This is a genomic window from Faecalicatena contorta (genome assembly GCF_022835095.1).
Taxonomy (GTDB): Bacteria; Bacillota; Clostridia; order Lachnospirales; family Lachnospiraceae; genus Faecalicatena; species Faecalicatena contorta.
The window spans coordinates 1374924-1388668 of sequence record NZ_BQNQ01000001.1 but is presented as its reverse complement, the minus strand read 5'-3'; the positions used below and the strand labels follow the sequence as shown (position 1 = coordinate 1388668).

At 47.9% G+C, this 13745-nt stretch carries 19 protein-coding genes; all 19 read right to left on the bottom strand.

The genetic code is table 11. The features are described 5' to 3' along the window. Positions 1 to 7 precede the first annotated feature (7 nt). Positions 8 to 1744, bottom strand: a complete 1737-nt coding sequence (locus MWG26_RS06200; RefSeq protein WP_025655174.1) for a VirD4-like conjugal transfer protein, CD1115 family — start codon at positions 1742 to 1744, stop codon at positions 8 to 10. Positions 1745 to 1767: 23 nt separating this feature from the next. Further along, complete coding sequence (locus MWG26_RS06195; protein ID WP_024853729.1) at positions 1768 to 2046, bottom strand: DUF4314 domain-containing protein; 279 nt, start codon at positions 2044 to 2046, stop codon at positions 1768 to 1770. Positions 2047 to 2064: 18 nt separating this feature from the next. After that, positions 2065 to 2376 (bottom strand): hypothetical protein, encoded by a 312-nt coding sequence (locus tag MWG26_RS06190; RefSeq protein WP_024853728.1) that lies wholly within the window; start codon positions 2374 to 2376, stop codon positions 2065 to 2067. Between the two features lie 81 nt (positions 2377 to 2457). After that, complete coding sequence (locus tag MWG26_RS06185) at positions 2458 to 3408, bottom strand: ArdC-like ssDNA-binding domain-containing protein (protein ID WP_025655173.1); 951 nt, start codon at positions 3406 to 3408, stop codon at positions 2458 to 2460. Between the two features lie 6 nt (positions 3409 to 3414). Beyond that, the gene (locus tag MWG26_RS06180) at positions 3415 to 4215 is read right to left on the bottom strand and encodes a PcfB family protein (protein WP_025655172.1); all 801 of its coding nucleotides are present in this window, start codon (positions 4213 to 4215) and stop codon (positions 3415 to 3417) included. A 14-nt stretch (positions 4216 to 4229) separates the two neighbouring features. Next, a complete protein-coding gene (locus tag MWG26_RS06175) occupies positions 4230 to 5504 on the bottom strand; it encodes a relaxase/mobilization nuclease domain-containing protein (RefSeq protein WP_025655171.1) in 1275 nt (424 codons plus the stop codon). Then, positions 5505 to 5813 carry a plasmid mobilization protein gene (locus MWG26_RS06170; protein ID WP_024853724.1) on the bottom strand — a complete coding sequence of 103 codons (309 nt, stop codon included), beginning with the start codon at positions 5811 to 5813 and terminating at the stop codon, positions 5505 to 5507. 8 nt (positions 5814 to 5821) lie between these two features. Next, on the bottom strand, positions 5822 to 5944 hold the full coding sequence (locus MWG26_RS22695) for a hypothetical protein (RefSeq protein ID WP_276519058.1): 123 nt from the start codon (positions 5942 to 5944) through the stop codon (positions 5822 to 5824). Beyond that, the gene (locus tag MWG26_RS06165; RefSeq protein WP_244062706.1) at positions 5937 to 6200 is read right to left on the bottom strand and encodes a hypothetical protein; all 264 of its coding nucleotides are present in this window, start codon (positions 6198 to 6200) and stop codon (positions 5937 to 5939) included. Before MWG26_RS06165 ends, MWG26_RS22695 begins: the two co-directional genes overlap by 8 nt. Positions 6201 to 6332: 132 nt before the next feature. After that, complete coding sequence (locus MWG26_RS06160; RefSeq protein WP_025654254.1) at positions 6333 to 6656, bottom strand: DUF7768 domain-containing protein; 324 nt, start codon at positions 6654 to 6656, stop codon at positions 6333 to 6335. 82 nt (positions 6657 to 6738) lie between these two features. Next, on the bottom strand, positions 6739 to 7656 hold the full coding sequence (locus tag MWG26_RS06155) for a DUF5688 family protein (RefSeq protein ID WP_025655170.1): 918 nt from the start codon (positions 7654 to 7656) through the stop codon (positions 6739 to 6741). Next, a complete protein-coding gene (locus MWG26_RS06150) occupies positions 7646 to 8437 on the bottom strand; it encodes a DNA-methyltransferase (RefSeq protein ID WP_347554410.1) in 792 nt (263 codons plus the stop codon). The genes MWG26_RS06155 and MWG26_RS06150 overlap by 11 nt, the downstream gene beginning before the upstream one ends. 46 nt (positions 8438 to 8483) lie before the next feature. Next, positions 8484 to 9581, bottom strand: coding sequence for a hypothetical protein (locus MWG26_RS06145; RefSeq protein WP_240285642.1), 1098 nt, complete (start codon positions 9579 to 9581; stop codon positions 8484 to 8486). Further along, complete coding sequence (locus MWG26_RS06140; protein WP_049915514.1) at positions 9578 to 10066, bottom strand: hypothetical protein; 489 nt, start codon at positions 10064 to 10066, stop codon at positions 9578 to 9580. Before MWG26_RS06140 ends, MWG26_RS06145 begins: the two co-directional genes overlap by 4 nt. Next, positions 10026 to 10301, bottom strand: coding sequence for a hypothetical protein (locus tag MWG26_RS06135; RefSeq protein ID WP_049915512.1), 276 nt, complete (start codon positions 10299 to 10301; stop codon positions 10026 to 10028). Before MWG26_RS06135 ends, MWG26_RS06140 begins: the two co-directional genes overlap by 41 nt. Then, positions 10298 to 11269, bottom strand: coding sequence for a DUF3991 and TOPRIM domain-containing protein (locus MWG26_RS06130; protein ID WP_025655168.1), 972 nt, complete (start codon positions 11267 to 11269; stop codon positions 10298 to 10300). Before MWG26_RS06130 ends, MWG26_RS06135 begins: the two co-directional genes overlap by 4 nt. Next, positions 11269 to 12429: a methionine adenosyltransferase gene (gene metK / locus MWG26_RS06125; RefSeq protein ID WP_025655167.1), complete on the bottom strand. Its 1161-nt coding sequence runs from the start codon at positions 12427 to 12429 to the stop codon at positions 11269 to 11271. The genes MWG26_RS06130 and metK overlap by 1 nt, the downstream gene beginning before the upstream one ends. Positions 12430 to 12525: 96 nt before the next feature. Beyond that, positions 12526 to 12774, bottom strand: coding sequence for a hypothetical protein (locus MWG26_RS06120; protein ID WP_025655166.1), 249 nt, complete (start codon positions 12772 to 12774; stop codon positions 12526 to 12528). Positions 12775 to 12911: 137 nt separating this feature from the next. Beyond that, on the bottom strand, positions 12912 to 13697 hold the full coding sequence (locus MWG26_RS06115) for a Fic family protein (protein ID WP_025655165.1): 786 nt from the start codon (positions 13695 to 13697) through the stop codon (positions 12912 to 12914). Between the last annotated feature and the right edge of the window lie 48 nt (positions 13698 to 13745).

The window sequence follows — 13745 nt, the reverse complement described above, 5'->3', positions numbered from 1 at the left end:
CCTCCAATCAAAAAGACTGCTCCCCTCCGAGGATTTCCTCAGCTGAGAGCAGTTCATAATCATCCAGTCTCCTGGTATCAATGGTTACATCTTCATGGGACAGCGGTGCTTTCGCATAATCATAGGGAGGCGCACCGCCATCCTCGGTATATTTCACATTCACATGCTTATGCAGATCATATTTCTCATCCAAAATGGGACGTTCCCCACGCACCAGCAGCACCGCTTTCCGGTTATCCAAAAGTCGCACTTCATCCGGGGTAAGAAGTTCCCTTCCAGACTGTTGGAAATTCACAGAATAACTTCCGCTTCTTCCCTTGGTCTGCCCGTAGGTATTGGTATCCAACGTTTCTTTTCCCAGTAGTTCTGAGACATATTTATGCCCCTCTTTTTCATTACCACCCAGGTATAAAAATTCATCGCAATTTCCTATGAGACTTTCCCAGCTGTCCTTAAACAAAGCTTTCATCTGGGCAATATTCTGAATGATGATACTGCAGGAAATTGCGCGCGACCGCATGGTTGCCAGAAGTTTGTCAAAATCATCCGGCAATGCCACGTTGGGCCACTCATCCATGATGCAGTGTACCGGAATGGGCAGTTTCCCATGGTATTTCCGGTCTGCCACATAATAAAGGGTCTGGAAGAGGTTACTATAAATCATGCCCACCAGATAGTTGAGGCTGGTATCTGCATCCGGGATACAACAAAACAACGCCACCTTTTTCTCCCCGATGCTGTAAAGATCCAGTTCATCGGTGCAGGTTAAATTGGCAATCTGCTTTAAGTTAAAGGCTGCCAGACGGACACCCACGGAAATCAGAATCGACTTTGCAGTTTTTCCAGCCGCCTGCTTGTAAATGGCATACTGCTTGACTGCAATACTTTCCGGATTGCGCATCTCCAGTCGTTCAAACAGGATATCCAAAGGCGACTGGTATTCCTCATCGTCCTCTTTCACCTGGGCAGAACCTAACATTTCCATAATCATGGAGAAGTTTTGTTCCTCCGGCGGCGCTTCATGTAACAGATACAGCATCAGTGCCTGCAACAGCGCGGTCTCGCTTTTCTCCCAAAACGGATCCGAACTCTGCGCCCCCTTCGGGGTGGTGTTTCGGATCAGGTTGTTGATGAGCTTTAGCACATCCTTGTCATCCCGCACATAAGCAAAGGGATTATAACAAAAGGACGTTTCCGGGTTAATCAGATCAAACACCCGCACTTCATACCCTTCCCGTTCCAGCAGCCCTCCGGTTTTCCGCAGAAGTTCCCCTTTGGGATCGGTGATCACCATGGAACAGTTGCACTGCATAATGTTGACTACGGCGTATGCCCGGCTTTTTCCCGCACCGGAACCGCCCACCACAAGGACATTCAAGTTTCGTTTATGCTTATAACAGTCCAGCACCATACGGAAGTTCTGGGTTAAAATGAGATTCTGGGTGTACCGCTTGTCCCGGTAACGCTTGCAGATGGAAGCTGCATCGCCCCACTTGGCAGAGCCATGCTCCACCCCTCTTCGATAATTTCTCTTCTGGGAATAATAAATACCGATGCCTAACACATAGGCGATTGTGAATGTGAACACACACCGCAGTGTGTACGGTGTATAGGTGATAGAAAATGGCTGATCCAGTTTTTCGGTCAGCACTTGTAAGATTTGTAACAGATTGGTATCCGGCTTGATGGCACAGGCAGTGATGGCGCCTGCCCACCAGACAACGGGCAGAAACAACAGCCACACCCAAAGGTCAGAACGTTTCCATGCTACCTCTGCTGGCTTCGCTCCTTCTTCTCTTTTTCGTCTTTTGGCACTTCGTTTGCTGGTCCGTCTACCCTATGAAAAGAATCCACACTGGGAACGATGGCAAGGCTCCGCCCATTCTCCCAATGCATGTGAATCTGTCCGGCATCATCGATAAATGCTACCGTTCCCTGCAATCCCGGCGGCATCCCTGCCTCATCCATAAAGTCCAGGCAGAGCCTTGTTCCTTTTGGATACCGCTTTCGTAATTGTTCCACTTGTTTTTGATCATACATCCTCATAGACATCCCTCCCTTCTGCTACCAGAAGAAGCGCCTGCTGGTGTTTGGTTTCATGACCTTTAAGATCACGCTGTCAATGCCGTCGCTGTACCTGCCCATGGCCAGATACTTATCCCGCAGCCGGTTGAGGGCATTGCGAAGTTCCCTCTGTTCCTCTATGGTGATGGGAAGCCTTTTCTCGGAAAGTTCATAGGAACGGACTTTCTGCATCATGGCTTCTGTAGCTGGGCGAACCTTTCCCATCTGACTCTGGGCTGCCAGTTCGTCTTTTAATGCCACCGTAAACATGTTTTTCATGATATTATCTGTTTTCAAATAGTAATCTGCCATCTTCGGCACCTCCTTTGTTACACCCAACATACCACAAGAGCCTCACAATAGCTATCCCAAAGACGGAACTTCTTTCAGAACTTACCGCTCCGACTGTTTCTCTTTTTTCTCCTTCTTCGGTGCCTGCTTTGGCGGTTCCTCAAAGGAAAAATCATCCTTCGCAAAAGTCTGCTCCTGTTCCCCAAAGTTCCGTTCCATATGATTACGGATGGTATAGGCTGCCTGACGCACATCATTTAAAAAGCCACGCAATTCCTGGGGATCTTTTTGCCCATTCGCCTGCATTTCTGCTACTTTTCCAAACTGGAAACCGGACACCTCTGCCCCATACCGCTTGCCGATTACATAGGCGGCACAGTATGCCTGGGCATTGACTTTCTTCCTGACATAATTCCCATCATGCTGGTCTAATGCTGCACACGCCAGTTCCCGGTTCACTGCATGGAACGTTGTATTCTCATCCATGCCATTGCGCACATATACGGTACGCTGTTTTGGGATATACTGTGCCTGGATGCCTTCCGGCAGATTGTCTGCGATCTGCATCCGCACTGGCTGATCCTTTAAAACTGCATGGATCAGTTCTTCCATGGAACGCTGCGGACGTTCCTCCAGAGGCTTTCCACTCATCTGGCTGATGTCAAAGCCCTTACTGATGGTATAGCCTGTCCGCATCTCTCCGTCTTTTTCATATTCGGTGCTGACCATATAAGTGTATCCATGCACCCCGGATTTTGGAGAACGGTTCTCTGCCTTCCAGTAATCATAAGACTTTACCTCGGTTGCCTGTGGATTCTGTCCGTAGATCAGCAGAAGGTTGGGCGTTTTCTGAGTGTTGCACTGTGCCATAAAATCCAAGAATCCTTTTAAAGATCCTCCATTTTGGAACACTGCCTGCGCCTGGGTGTCAACCTCTGCCCACACTTCTTCCCTCTGCTGTTTTTTCATGGCTGCATACTCTTCTTTTGACAGCCGCTGCTCTGGAGCCTGTTCTTCCCCTGCTCCACCTGGGAGCATACTCGTTAAATCCATATCATCTTACCTGCCTTTCACTTTTTTCTTCTTTCGTTGCTGGTTTCTCGGTTTTCTCCGACTCTTCTGTGTCTGCCTGCGCTGTTTCTGCTCGGCTTCAATCTTCTTTAGTTCCTGCCGGACAGAGGGCTTGTCCCTTTTCCAGCTAGTTTCCTGCCCGGAAAAAGAATCGCTGTTGTGCGAGGAAGGTTCGGACAGATTCTCTGCCTTCTCCGCCTGGGTAAAAATTTCCCCCGAAGGAGAAACTTCCCCTACATCAAACAAATGCTCTTCTTCATCCAGTTCAAATTCAATGGTTCCTTCCGGCAGCACCACCTTTTCGGTCTTGACTGGAAGTTCCTCTTTTCCCTCAGTTTTCTCGGTAAACTCTGCATCGATCACTCGCTCTGCTTCCAGGACTGGCGCCTGCTCCACAACCGCTTCCCCGGCTTCGGATTTTACAAAGTCCAGATTCATCTTATCCAGCACCCGGTTCACCTTCGCTGCATCATCGGCAAACACCATGATCTCTGCGGACTTGGGATTTTTCTTATCCCGGATGACCACATACAAAAGCCCCCTGGATTTGGCTTCCCCGGCAAACTCCCGCAGCCTGTCATGGGGAATGGTGAAAAACTTCATTGCCCGCTGTTCCTTTAACATCCGAAGCAAGTTGGTTTTTCCCCTGGTCTTTTTCTGATCCTTCATCACCGCTACAATCAGCACCGCCAGATTTTTTGCAATGCTCCCGCTGATTCGTAAGGTATGTTCCATGCCTTCCATGGAATACCGGACAATCTGATCCGCCGCATCACCGCCATAGTTCATACGCTCTCACCTCCTTACCGATTCCGTTCTGCCTCTCTTCGCTGTTTCCCTGACACTTCCTGTACCTCCTCCTGTTCTTTTGCCTGCCTTAACCGCTCTTCCATTTCAAAGGACTGTTTTTCAATCTGCTGGCTTAAGCGGATTCTCTTACGAAGTTCTTTTAATTCCCCATTGATTTCCTGAATGCGCATACCTCCCGGTTTTTTCCGGTATAATTCTCTGCGCTCTTTCATCAAAGAAAGTACCTGTTCTTCCAAGGGTTTCCGGTATGCTGCCAGCTCTTCCCTGGTGGTAATCTCTTCTTTTTGCAAAAACTCCATCTGGCAAATCCTTTGGTCCAGCCTCCGAATATCGGAACGTACTGCATAGGGAATCCGCTTTGGCTTCTTCGGAAATACCCCCATCTGATATAAATAGGAATAATACAATTTCTGTAAGCCAGTAAGTTTCCTCTTTGGAAACTGCATCTGTGTTGTTCCATACACCTGCCGGATCTTTGGACGTAAGATTTTCTCCCGGATTTCTGCCTCCCCATATCCTTTTCCCAAGGAACGCAGGCGGATATACCGCTCCATCCCCGGTGTCTTTAAGGATGGGTACTTCCGGTTCAGCTTCCACGTATAACCCCGCTTCTCCATTTCTTTGATAAACTGACTCCAGGAAAAGCTCACGCCAATGGCATCCCGGATATCCATGCGGATGGCAGTCCTCCAGGTAGATTTCCCTTCCGCTTCTGCTTTCCACTGGGCATAATGCATGGCTTTTCCCTGATTCGTCTGGATCACCGAGAGACCATATTTTCTGCATAATTGGTCGGAAATCTGACGCACTTCGGTAAAATAACTTTTAGCATTGCTGTGGTATTTCTTCCCCTCCACCATGCTCACCGAATTCCATACCAGATGGTTGTGATAATGACTGGTATTCAAATGAGTAGTGATCACCACCTCATACTGCCCTTTCAATAGCTGCTCTGCCAGTTCCTGCCCAATGAGATGTGCCAGTTCCGGGGATACTTCCCCTTCTGCAAAGCTCTGCACCAGATGGTAGCCCTGTACCCCGCCTTTCTTATGGAAGCACTCTTTGGTCTTTACCATGTCTGCATAAGCATTCTCACAGGTACACCCCATGGCATCCTCAAAAATGGTCTGTTCCGTCTTTTCCCGATTGAATGCATAATCGATAGCTTCTTCCAAGGAGCCTGCGCTTTTGGTGATCTTTGTCCGGTCTTTCACATAATCAATGGAACGATCCAGGCGGTGGACGGGGAGGACGCTGGTATATGCCATCTACCATTCCTCTTTCACCAGACGCCAGGTCTCTTTGGAAATCCGGAGCATTTCCTGGACGCTGGCTTCCCCTGCCATTCCGGTGCCATTGGCGACATGGGCAAGCTGGTTGGCATTATTGCAAAGCCCCGCAATCTTTCGAAGAAGTTCTACGTGATGTTCACAGGGCTTTGTCTGCAGCTGTGCGCCTAAAATCAGGGAACGTAAGAATTCTTCCCTGCTTAATCCACTCTTTGCTACCTGACCGTCCAGATGCCGAAGTTCCTTTGCATTCAACCGTACCGGAACCACATGGTTTCGTTTTCTCATTCGACCACCTACCTTTTCTTCTTTTCTGCTGTTTCTAAGGGATACACCTGGATCCCTCTGCGCTCCATCTGCCAGAGGAATTCCCCGATCTCCCAGACCTGCCCATTCACATCCACCTGCTTTTCATCCACAAAGCGGCAAAGCCCAATCTCTTTTGTTCCGTCCTCCGCCATCATGCAAAGACTTTCCCCATCCAAAAAGGGAGAACCTCTCCAACCCTTCCATATCTCGGAAAAGGATTGTTTTCAGTTCTCCCTCCTTTTGTCTGCGTATCCGCATCTGCTCCATCTGCTGATCTTCCCGCTTTCCGGCAACCACACAGCACATCAATCCAATGCCAAAGGCTGCGCCTGCCATTGCCCCAAGAGCCATTCCTGCAAAAAACATGTTTCTTCTCTCCTTTCTCGACTGCCGGGGGATTGGGGTTCTCCCCAAAGTGCGTTTGGATATCCAAACGCTATGCTTGCAAAACCAGTCGCACCAAATAGTCAGCCATAACTATCAGTTAAGTATTGCTGACTATTGATTTTCCTTGATTTTAATTAGCCCATCCAACGTGGTGCAAATGATATGGAGCCGGTCTGCCATGCTGATTTCCGTATTCATTGTTCCTGTTACCTCCCGACCGCAGACCACTACCATACGGCATCTCCTTAAGACTAAGTGCGCCATCCGGTTGAAAGCCTGCTGATCCTCCGCCTCACTTTCATCTAAAAATGGTGAGAAACCAAACTGAGGACAGATAGGCACATACCCCATTTCAAAAATCTTACGGCAGTATTTCTGCAGCTTTGTCCGGCTCTCCTCTGCCGGACAGCATACATAAGCCAACGCCTGTTCCAATACACATCCCTCCTTTGGGCATCCCTGTGGATGCTCTCATTCTCCTGAACATGATTTCAGGGCATCCATATGGATGCCCTGATTACCTCGCTCTTTCTCCTTTTACACATTTTTTCACCCTGTCCATATCTGCCCGGTACTCAAATACCTCATTCCCTAAAATTTCCTCTGGCGATACGATACTCTGGTTAATTTCCCTGACCATACTCCGCAGTTCCTTCTCTGTTATGTCACAGTCCTTCTTTCTCAAAATGATTAGTTCGTGAACACTTGAGGGGAGTATGTAATAATCGCTTCCAATCTGTTTGCTAATCTCCTTAAGCACATCTGGATACAATGCTACCGTGGCTCCGTATTGGTTATTTTCATTACTCAATATATGCATGGGTGTATCGAAATCCCCCTCTGCATTTAATGAAAATATCTCATCCATTGCCTCATTCATAGACTGGAATTTTACTTGATTGCTGTTCTGCGTATTTTCTAATGCTATTTTAAATAATTCTGCTTTGGGTACCTTCCATGACTCTGCCATAGCATCTGTCACCTGTACATACATACTTCCTGACTCATTTTTCTCCAACTCCAAAAACAGGATCTCTGCCCCCATCGGATGTATCTTATAGGGTCCCTGCTTATAGTATGTCTGGTTATTTTCTTTGTTGACCAGCCGTACCCGGAGCTTATCTCTCATCTTTCCATAATCAGCAAAGTCGGCATGGTCAAATTCAGGGATTTCCTGACTCTGATAAAATCCCACCATTTCCCTGCTGATCTGGTGCAGAGGCTTTCCCTTAAGGTAAGATTGATAAAAATCATTCAGATAAATGACAGGTGCTGACTTGCTGCCATCCTGCCTGATGGACAAACCTGACAGGACTACATTATTTTTCTGTGTCTGCGTCAGCTCACAGTGATATGTTCCATTTCTGTTCAGGTTCTGGCTGACTGACCGCATCAGGGTTTCCTGAAAATCCCGATATGATAAATTATTCTCCATTGCTGCCATCCTCCTTTTTTCCATCTGTAGCATTCAGCGCAAACCGTACCCGGTCTGTGCCCAGCTTATAATAAGTATCCGTCACTTCAATACCCACTGCCCGGTAGCCTTCCTGTGCTGCCGCTAAAATCGTTGTTCCCGCTCCTGCAAAGGGGTCTAAGAGCATCCCGCCCGGTTCACAGATCTGGATGACATCCTTCATCAGCTGCAAAGGCTTTTCCGTCACATGGATGCGGTTCTGGGGATTCCCATAGCGGAACACCCCCGGAAGGCAGGACACTGGACGGCTCACAGGCATCGGTCCGTTACTGCCCCGCACAATGTATTCTGCCTGCTGGCGGAACCGCCCTTTCTGCGGACGGGAGTTGCCCTTATCCCACACAGCAGTCCCACGCCATATCCAGCCTGCCCATTGCAGGGCATCCGTAATGGATGGATACTGTCTCCAATCAATAAACAGACAGATGGGAGCACCTGATTTACAGGCTTTCCGCACATCATACAGCCACTCTGCCATCCAGTGGGTCCAGGATCGCTGGTCCTTATTATCCCCGTCAAAGTCCGGCAGGGCATTCCCACTTTTCATGCTGCTGTATTTCTGGTTGGTCGTGCGGTTCCTCTCATTCTGCTTCGTACCTCCCGAAGCATAAGGCGGATCTGTGATTACCGCATCAAAGATTCCGGGGTTAAATGCTTTTACCAGCTTCAGGGTATCCCCGTGAAGAATCTCCCAATTCTCACCTCCTGTGTGCTCCTTGGGGATATCCCCCTCATTCATCATGGTTTCCAGTTTCAGGCTATGTTCCAATAGGCATCATCCTTTCTTTTCAGCGCTCTGGCTGTTTCTTCACTGCTTTTTTCTGTTTCTCTTGCTGCATGACATACCTCTTAGGCGGTTCCAGCTTCTTTTGTTTTACAAGTACGTCACGTTGTCCATTTTCAATGATAAACAGATCCTCTGTTGGATTGATCAGTTCCTCTTTCGGCAATACAATGTCCTTAATTACAAACAATCCCCAGACTTCCCCATATACATTGCTGTGTCCGGCAACCAACGGAGACAATCCGTCTATTGTCCCCTCTGAAAGAACTGCAAACCCTGCAATCCTCGCATCTTCCTTGACTTCCCCATTTCGGATAACGCACCGCCCTTCTGCAACCGCCCGGTCATACAGGCATGCATCCCCGGTCACCAGTGCATCCCCTCTTGCAACAGCGCCATCAAACAGTCCTGCCTCTTTTTCTGTCACTGCCGCCTCACAGCAGAGTGCATTGTCGTAAATCCAGCATTTTCCTTCCTGAGACAGGTTCTTCTCACTCTGGACAAATCCCCCCAGCGTGCCTGCCGGAACACGCTCATTAATAGTGACAAGAGAACGTATCCGGTGCAGCCAAGGGTATTTGGGGTGTGGAATCTTGGTAATCTCATATTTCTTCTGAGCCTTAAAATAGCAGGAATCCGGTTGCTCCATAAAAAACTGCAGACTGCCTCCCGGAACCGCTATACTCGGGAAGCTGCTGCCCCAGCCATTTTCCATCTGTAACCTTACATGGCTCTCTAATATATACTGTTCTTCATCCGTCAGCTTTTCTTTTGTCCGTATCGTAATTCTCCCCTGAAGGCAGCAAGCTTCTGCAGCTGCAGTAACTTCCACACATTCTAATTTGTTCCGCAGTCTGCCGTTCTCCGCCAAATCTTCAAACAGTCCGCTTTTATCCAATGTTTCATTCCCGCTGGTCCATTGCTGCAGAAATGACTGCACCTCCTCTTCATATGCTGCCAGCTCCCCTTCAGACAACAGAACATAATCGGGTATGTACTGCTCCTGAGGAGGTTCCAGTAAATTAGGATCATCATCCATTTCATAAAACGGTTCATCCATCTGGAATCTTCCCTGCATTGGCATCTTTAATTGATAAATCACCGGCATTCCCCCTTCTCTGTTTTCTTCCTGCTCTTATCCGTGTCCCGTGAAGGGCTCAGTTCTGTTTCCACATACTCACTGATAATCCCCAGCGCCTGATAATAGTCACCGGATTCCCGCACCTTCCCATACATCTCTTCCGCCTGTTCTGCCTGCCCATTGCGGATTAACAGTCTTCTGGCATCCGCTAAAATGGAAAAGATATTTCCGTCATGGCCGAGCAGCTTCAATTTAGGCTTTCTTTCCGGCGGCATTGTGTTATGTTCTTCCTGTGGCTTCGTCCTCTGCCGGAACTTTGTCTCATGCCCCTGCCAGAAATGGACATACAGGTTTCCTCCCTCTACCGGGATTTCTCTCTGCTCAAATCCCTCGCCCCAGCCATCACTATACTGGCCGGTGATGAATTCGCACAGTTCACTGAATTCTTGCGTATCCAGATATTCTTTAAGTTTCAGCGTGGTACAGCCATATAAGATTCCCTCCACCTTCCGCACAGAAACTTCTGGCCTTTCCATCTTCCGCACCATAAGAATTTTCCTTTTCCACCATCTTCTGTATGGTTTCCTCATACTGGGCCAAATCCTCCCCATCCAGATCTTCAACACCGCCCTCTTCCTCGTCAAAGCCGTCTCCGGCATCATCCGGATAAAATTCTGCGGTAAGGGGTGTCAGTAATTCAATTGGTAATACACCGTTTTCTTCTATTCCTATTCCAATCACCTCCCTCTGTCTTCTAGTTCCTTTGCCCTTGCAGTCTTCTTCACTGCCTCTCTTGCCATGTCTCCATAATCTGCACCTTCCAATGCTGGCAGGTTCACGATAACACGGTACTGTCCCTGATAGGCTTCCCTGATGTGGTCGCATGCCCACCTTCCTGCAAAATCATTATCCGTACAGATTTCAATCTCCTTAATATCCGGATGCTGTTCTAAAAAGGCTGTCAGCGCAGAAGGGTTCTTAAATCCCTTTCTCTGCTCTCCTTCCTTCGGTGCACTGATTCCCCCAAGGGACAGACGGTACTTGTCTGCCCGGTTCTGCTCCAGTGTCATATGTGCCATTCCATCGATGGCCGCTTCATAAAGTGCCACCCGGACACTTTTTTCTGATGGCGGAATACAGAAAGAACAGGTCTTGTCACTGCCCTCCTGCTCTATCCGGAAACGCTTTCCCGATCCATCATAGATGCCACTAAGGAACGCATACTTAGGTTCCTGATTCCTATCCAGTCCAACAAAAACAGCGTTGTGGTATGGGGCACTCTCATAAAGAATCCCTTTCTGTATGCAGTAAGTAATGACTTCGTTGCTGATTCCCCTGCCAAGTAAATATTGCCGGACACGCCCACAGTTCTGGTAGCGTTTCGGCAATACAAAAGGCGCTTTTTCTTTTTCCATATGTTCCGGAGGGATATAAGAAGGGTTCTGCCCGCTCAGAAACTGGACTGCTTCCACGAACCCCATCCCATCCACCTCTGTTAAAAAACGCAGCGCATTATAACCGCCAATCCCTCTGGATTTCCAATGCCATGCGCTTGTAATTTCATTGATTTTGAAGCTGTCATGGTCTTTTAGCTGCCATTCATTCCTGGCACTGGCTTTTTCCAGTCTGGTGCTTTCAAACCGCTTCAGGTACTCGATGCAGGACATGGCCCTGGCTGCTTTGATTTCCTCTTCACCTACCCAGGGCATCAGATTACCGCATCCTTCAATGCCTCTGCCTTATCAATCCGTTCCCACGGGAATTCCTTTCTGCCGAAATGCCCGTAAGCCGCTGTCCGCTTAAAAATAGGACGGTCCAGGCGCAGACAGTCCATGATCTGTCTTGGTGCCAGTCCGAATACCAGAGGGATTGCTGCCGCAAGACAGTCATCGGCACAGATTTTTCCGGTACCAAAAGTATCTACCTGAACCATGACTGGCTGGGCAACACCGATGGCATAGGCAAGAGACACCTGACACCGGCTGGCAAGACCTGCGGCTACTATATTTTTTGCTATATAGCGCGCCATGTACGCTGCAGAGCGGTCCACTTTGGAACAGTCCTTCCCGGAGAACGCCCCGCCCCCATGCGGCACTACGCTTCCGTAAGTATCCACCATCAGCTTTCGGCCGGTCAGCCCCGTATCTGCGTCCATGCCCCCGCATACAAAACGTCCGGAAGGGTTAATCATAATCTTGGTATCCTCATCTGCCGGAAGCGGGCGCAGAGCCGGACGTAATACCTTTTCCCGGATTTCATGCTCTAGTTTCTTCGTATTTTTATCTGCTTCATGCTGGCAGGACACCACAACAGATTCCACGCGGACAGGCTTGCCGTCTTCATATTCCACAGTCACCTGCGCTTTTCCATCCGGCAGGATTCCTGTAATGTAGGAACTTTTCCTGCAGGCAGACAGCTCCCGGACAATCCGGTTTGCCAACACCACCGGCAGGGGCATCATCTGCGGCGTCTCATCACAGGCATAGCCAATCATAACGCCCTGGTCCCCGGCTCCACGCTCCCATTCAGCCGCATTGTCTGACCGGCTTTTTCTTTTTTCTATGGAACACGCCACTGCCTTGGCAATATCCGGACTCTGGCTGTGTATCAGCGCATCCATCTGTATCCCGTCTGCCGGATATCCCACATCTTCCAAAACCGTCCGGATAATCCCAAACACATCCGGTTCGTACTGGCATGTAATCTCCCCCGCCACAAAAATGTTCCCCTTTGTGGCAAGCACCTCACATGCCACGTGGGAATCCCTGTCTTCTGTGAGGCACGCATCCAGGATACTGTCTGCGATGATGTCGCACAGTTTATCCGGATGCCCCTCTGTTACTGCTTCTGCTGTATAGAATCGTTTCATAAATACATCCCTTCTTTCTACTACAAAAATAGCAGGGTGTCTTCTTTTTACGGAATACACCCTGCTATTCATCTTCTTGCTATTTTTTTGTTTTTCCTACTGTCCTTTAGCTGTTTTTTCAGGACTTAATGACCTTGCTGCAATCTTTATATATTTTGTCATCAATGGAATGTATGTGACGGTAAATACAATTGCAGCCAGAATAAGTGGATACTTCTTTTTCTCCTTGGGAATGCACAGACCTATCATCATTCCCATAGCGCATAAGCAAAATTTAATCAGTGCCAGATCCTTCCAATTGCTGTCCTTAACATATTGATTCGCGCATTCAAACAATTTTTTCATGACCGGATACCTCCTGTTTTCTCCGAATTTTCCTCGCACTTCCCTTTGATTCTATATAAATAGCACTCTTTCTAAAATCTGCTTATACTGCAGAAAATTCCATCCCTTTGCGAGATTATATCTCTTTTGGGAATCAATTACCGCTCTCTGTCTGAAGCCGGATTTGTATTCCGGGTCTTCATTACTGGGCAGATAAAATCTTTCACCATCTCAGTGTATCGTTCCTGCTCTTGCTCAAAAAATTGGATAAGAGGTTCATAAACTTCATTTCGCTGGGCATTGTTCAGACATTCATAATAATCCGCTTTTCTGTCATCCCCGATAATAAAAGGCATGACATTGCTGCGTAAACACTCCTTGAACAGAATCATCCGTCCTGTCCTGCCGTTTCCGTCCTGGAATGGATGGATTTTTTCAAACTTTGCATGAAATTTGGCAAGATCTTTTAAATTATGGGATTCTTTCTCATTATAGCTGTCCAGAAGAGCTTTCATATCCTCTTCCACATTTTCCGGTGCTGAGGTCATGATATCGGAAACCATATTTCTCCTGTTTTTATATTCTCCGATAGGGTATCCATTTGCAATATCTTCAAATACACCTGCTTTCAGGCGGTAATGATATGCTTTAATCAAGGTTTGAGACAATAACTCTTCACAGGTTTCCAGCATATAGTTGAACATGGTAAAATGTCCTGTCATCTCCTCGACATCTTTCGTTCTAAAGATACTTCCGTCTGCACGGATGGTTCCTGTTTCAAAAATAGATGCCGTCTGCTTCTCTGTCAGAGTACTTCCTTCTATACGGTTTGAATTATATGCCATCTTCCTCTGTGTAAGTGCATAAACACCCCCTCTGTCCTGTTTCCCTGCCTCTATATGGAACCGTCTCTTCAGAAGGTCTACCATTTGATTATTCTCCATAAGGCATACTCCTTTACATATTTTAATTAAAATCTTACTGCATTTTTC

What these genes read in the sequence shown, in the direction of transcription:
- metK (WP_025655167.1), bottom strand. Translation starts at nt 12,429, where the DNA reads ATGAAACGATTCTATACAGCAGAAGCAGTAACAGAGGGGCATCCGGAT.
- MWG26_RS06185 (WP_025655173.1), bottom strand. Translation starts at nt 3,408, where the DNA reads ATGGATTTAACGAGTATGCTCCCAGGTGGAGCAGGGGAAGAACAGGCT.
- MWG26_RS06120 (WP_025655166.1), bottom strand. Translation starts at nt 12,774, where the DNA reads ATGAAAAAATTGTTTGAATGCGCGAATCAATATGTTAAGGACAGCAAT.
- MWG26_RS06195 (WP_024853729.1), bottom strand. Translation starts at nt 2,046, where the DNA reads ATGAGGATGTATGATCAAAAACAAGTGGAACAATTACGAAAGCGGTAT.
- MWG26_RS06115 (WP_025655165.1), bottom strand. Translation starts at nt 13,697, where the DNA reads ATGGAGAATAATCAAATGGTAGACCTTCTGAAGAGACGGTTCCATATA.
- MWG26_RS06180 (WP_025655172.1), bottom strand. Translation starts at nt 4,215, where the DNA reads ATGAACTATGGCGGTGATGCGGCGGATCAGATTGTCCGGTATTCCATG.
- MWG26_RS06165 (WP_244062706.1), bottom strand. Translation starts at nt 6,200, where the DNA reads ATGTTTTTTGCAGGAATGGCTCTTGGGGCAATGGCAGGCGCAGCCTTT.
- MWG26_RS06130 (WP_025655168.1), bottom strand. Translation starts at nt 11,269, where the DNA reads ATGCCCTGGGTAGGTGAAGAGGAAATCAAAGCAGCCAGGGCCATGTCC.
- MWG26_RS06190 (WP_024853728.1), bottom strand. Translation starts at nt 2,376, where the DNA reads ATGGCAGATTACTATTTGAAAACAGATAATATCATGAAAAACATGTTT.
- MWG26_RS06150 (WP_347554410.1), bottom strand. Translation starts at nt 8,437, where the DNA reads ATGATGAATGAGGGGGATATCCCCAAGGAGCACACAGGAGGTGAGAAT.
- MWG26_RS06170 (WP_024853724.1), bottom strand. Translation starts at nt 5,813, where the DNA reads ATGAGAAAACGAAACCATGTGGTTCCGGTACGGTTGAATGCAAAGGAA.
- MWG26_RS06155 (WP_025655170.1), bottom strand. Translation starts at nt 7,656, where the DNA reads ATGGAGAATAATTTATCATATCGGGATTTTCAGGAAACCCTGATGCGG.
- MWG26_RS06175 (WP_025655171.1), bottom strand. Translation starts at nt 5,504, where the DNA reads ATGGCATATACCAGCGTCCTCCCCGTCCACCGCCTGGATCGTTCCATT.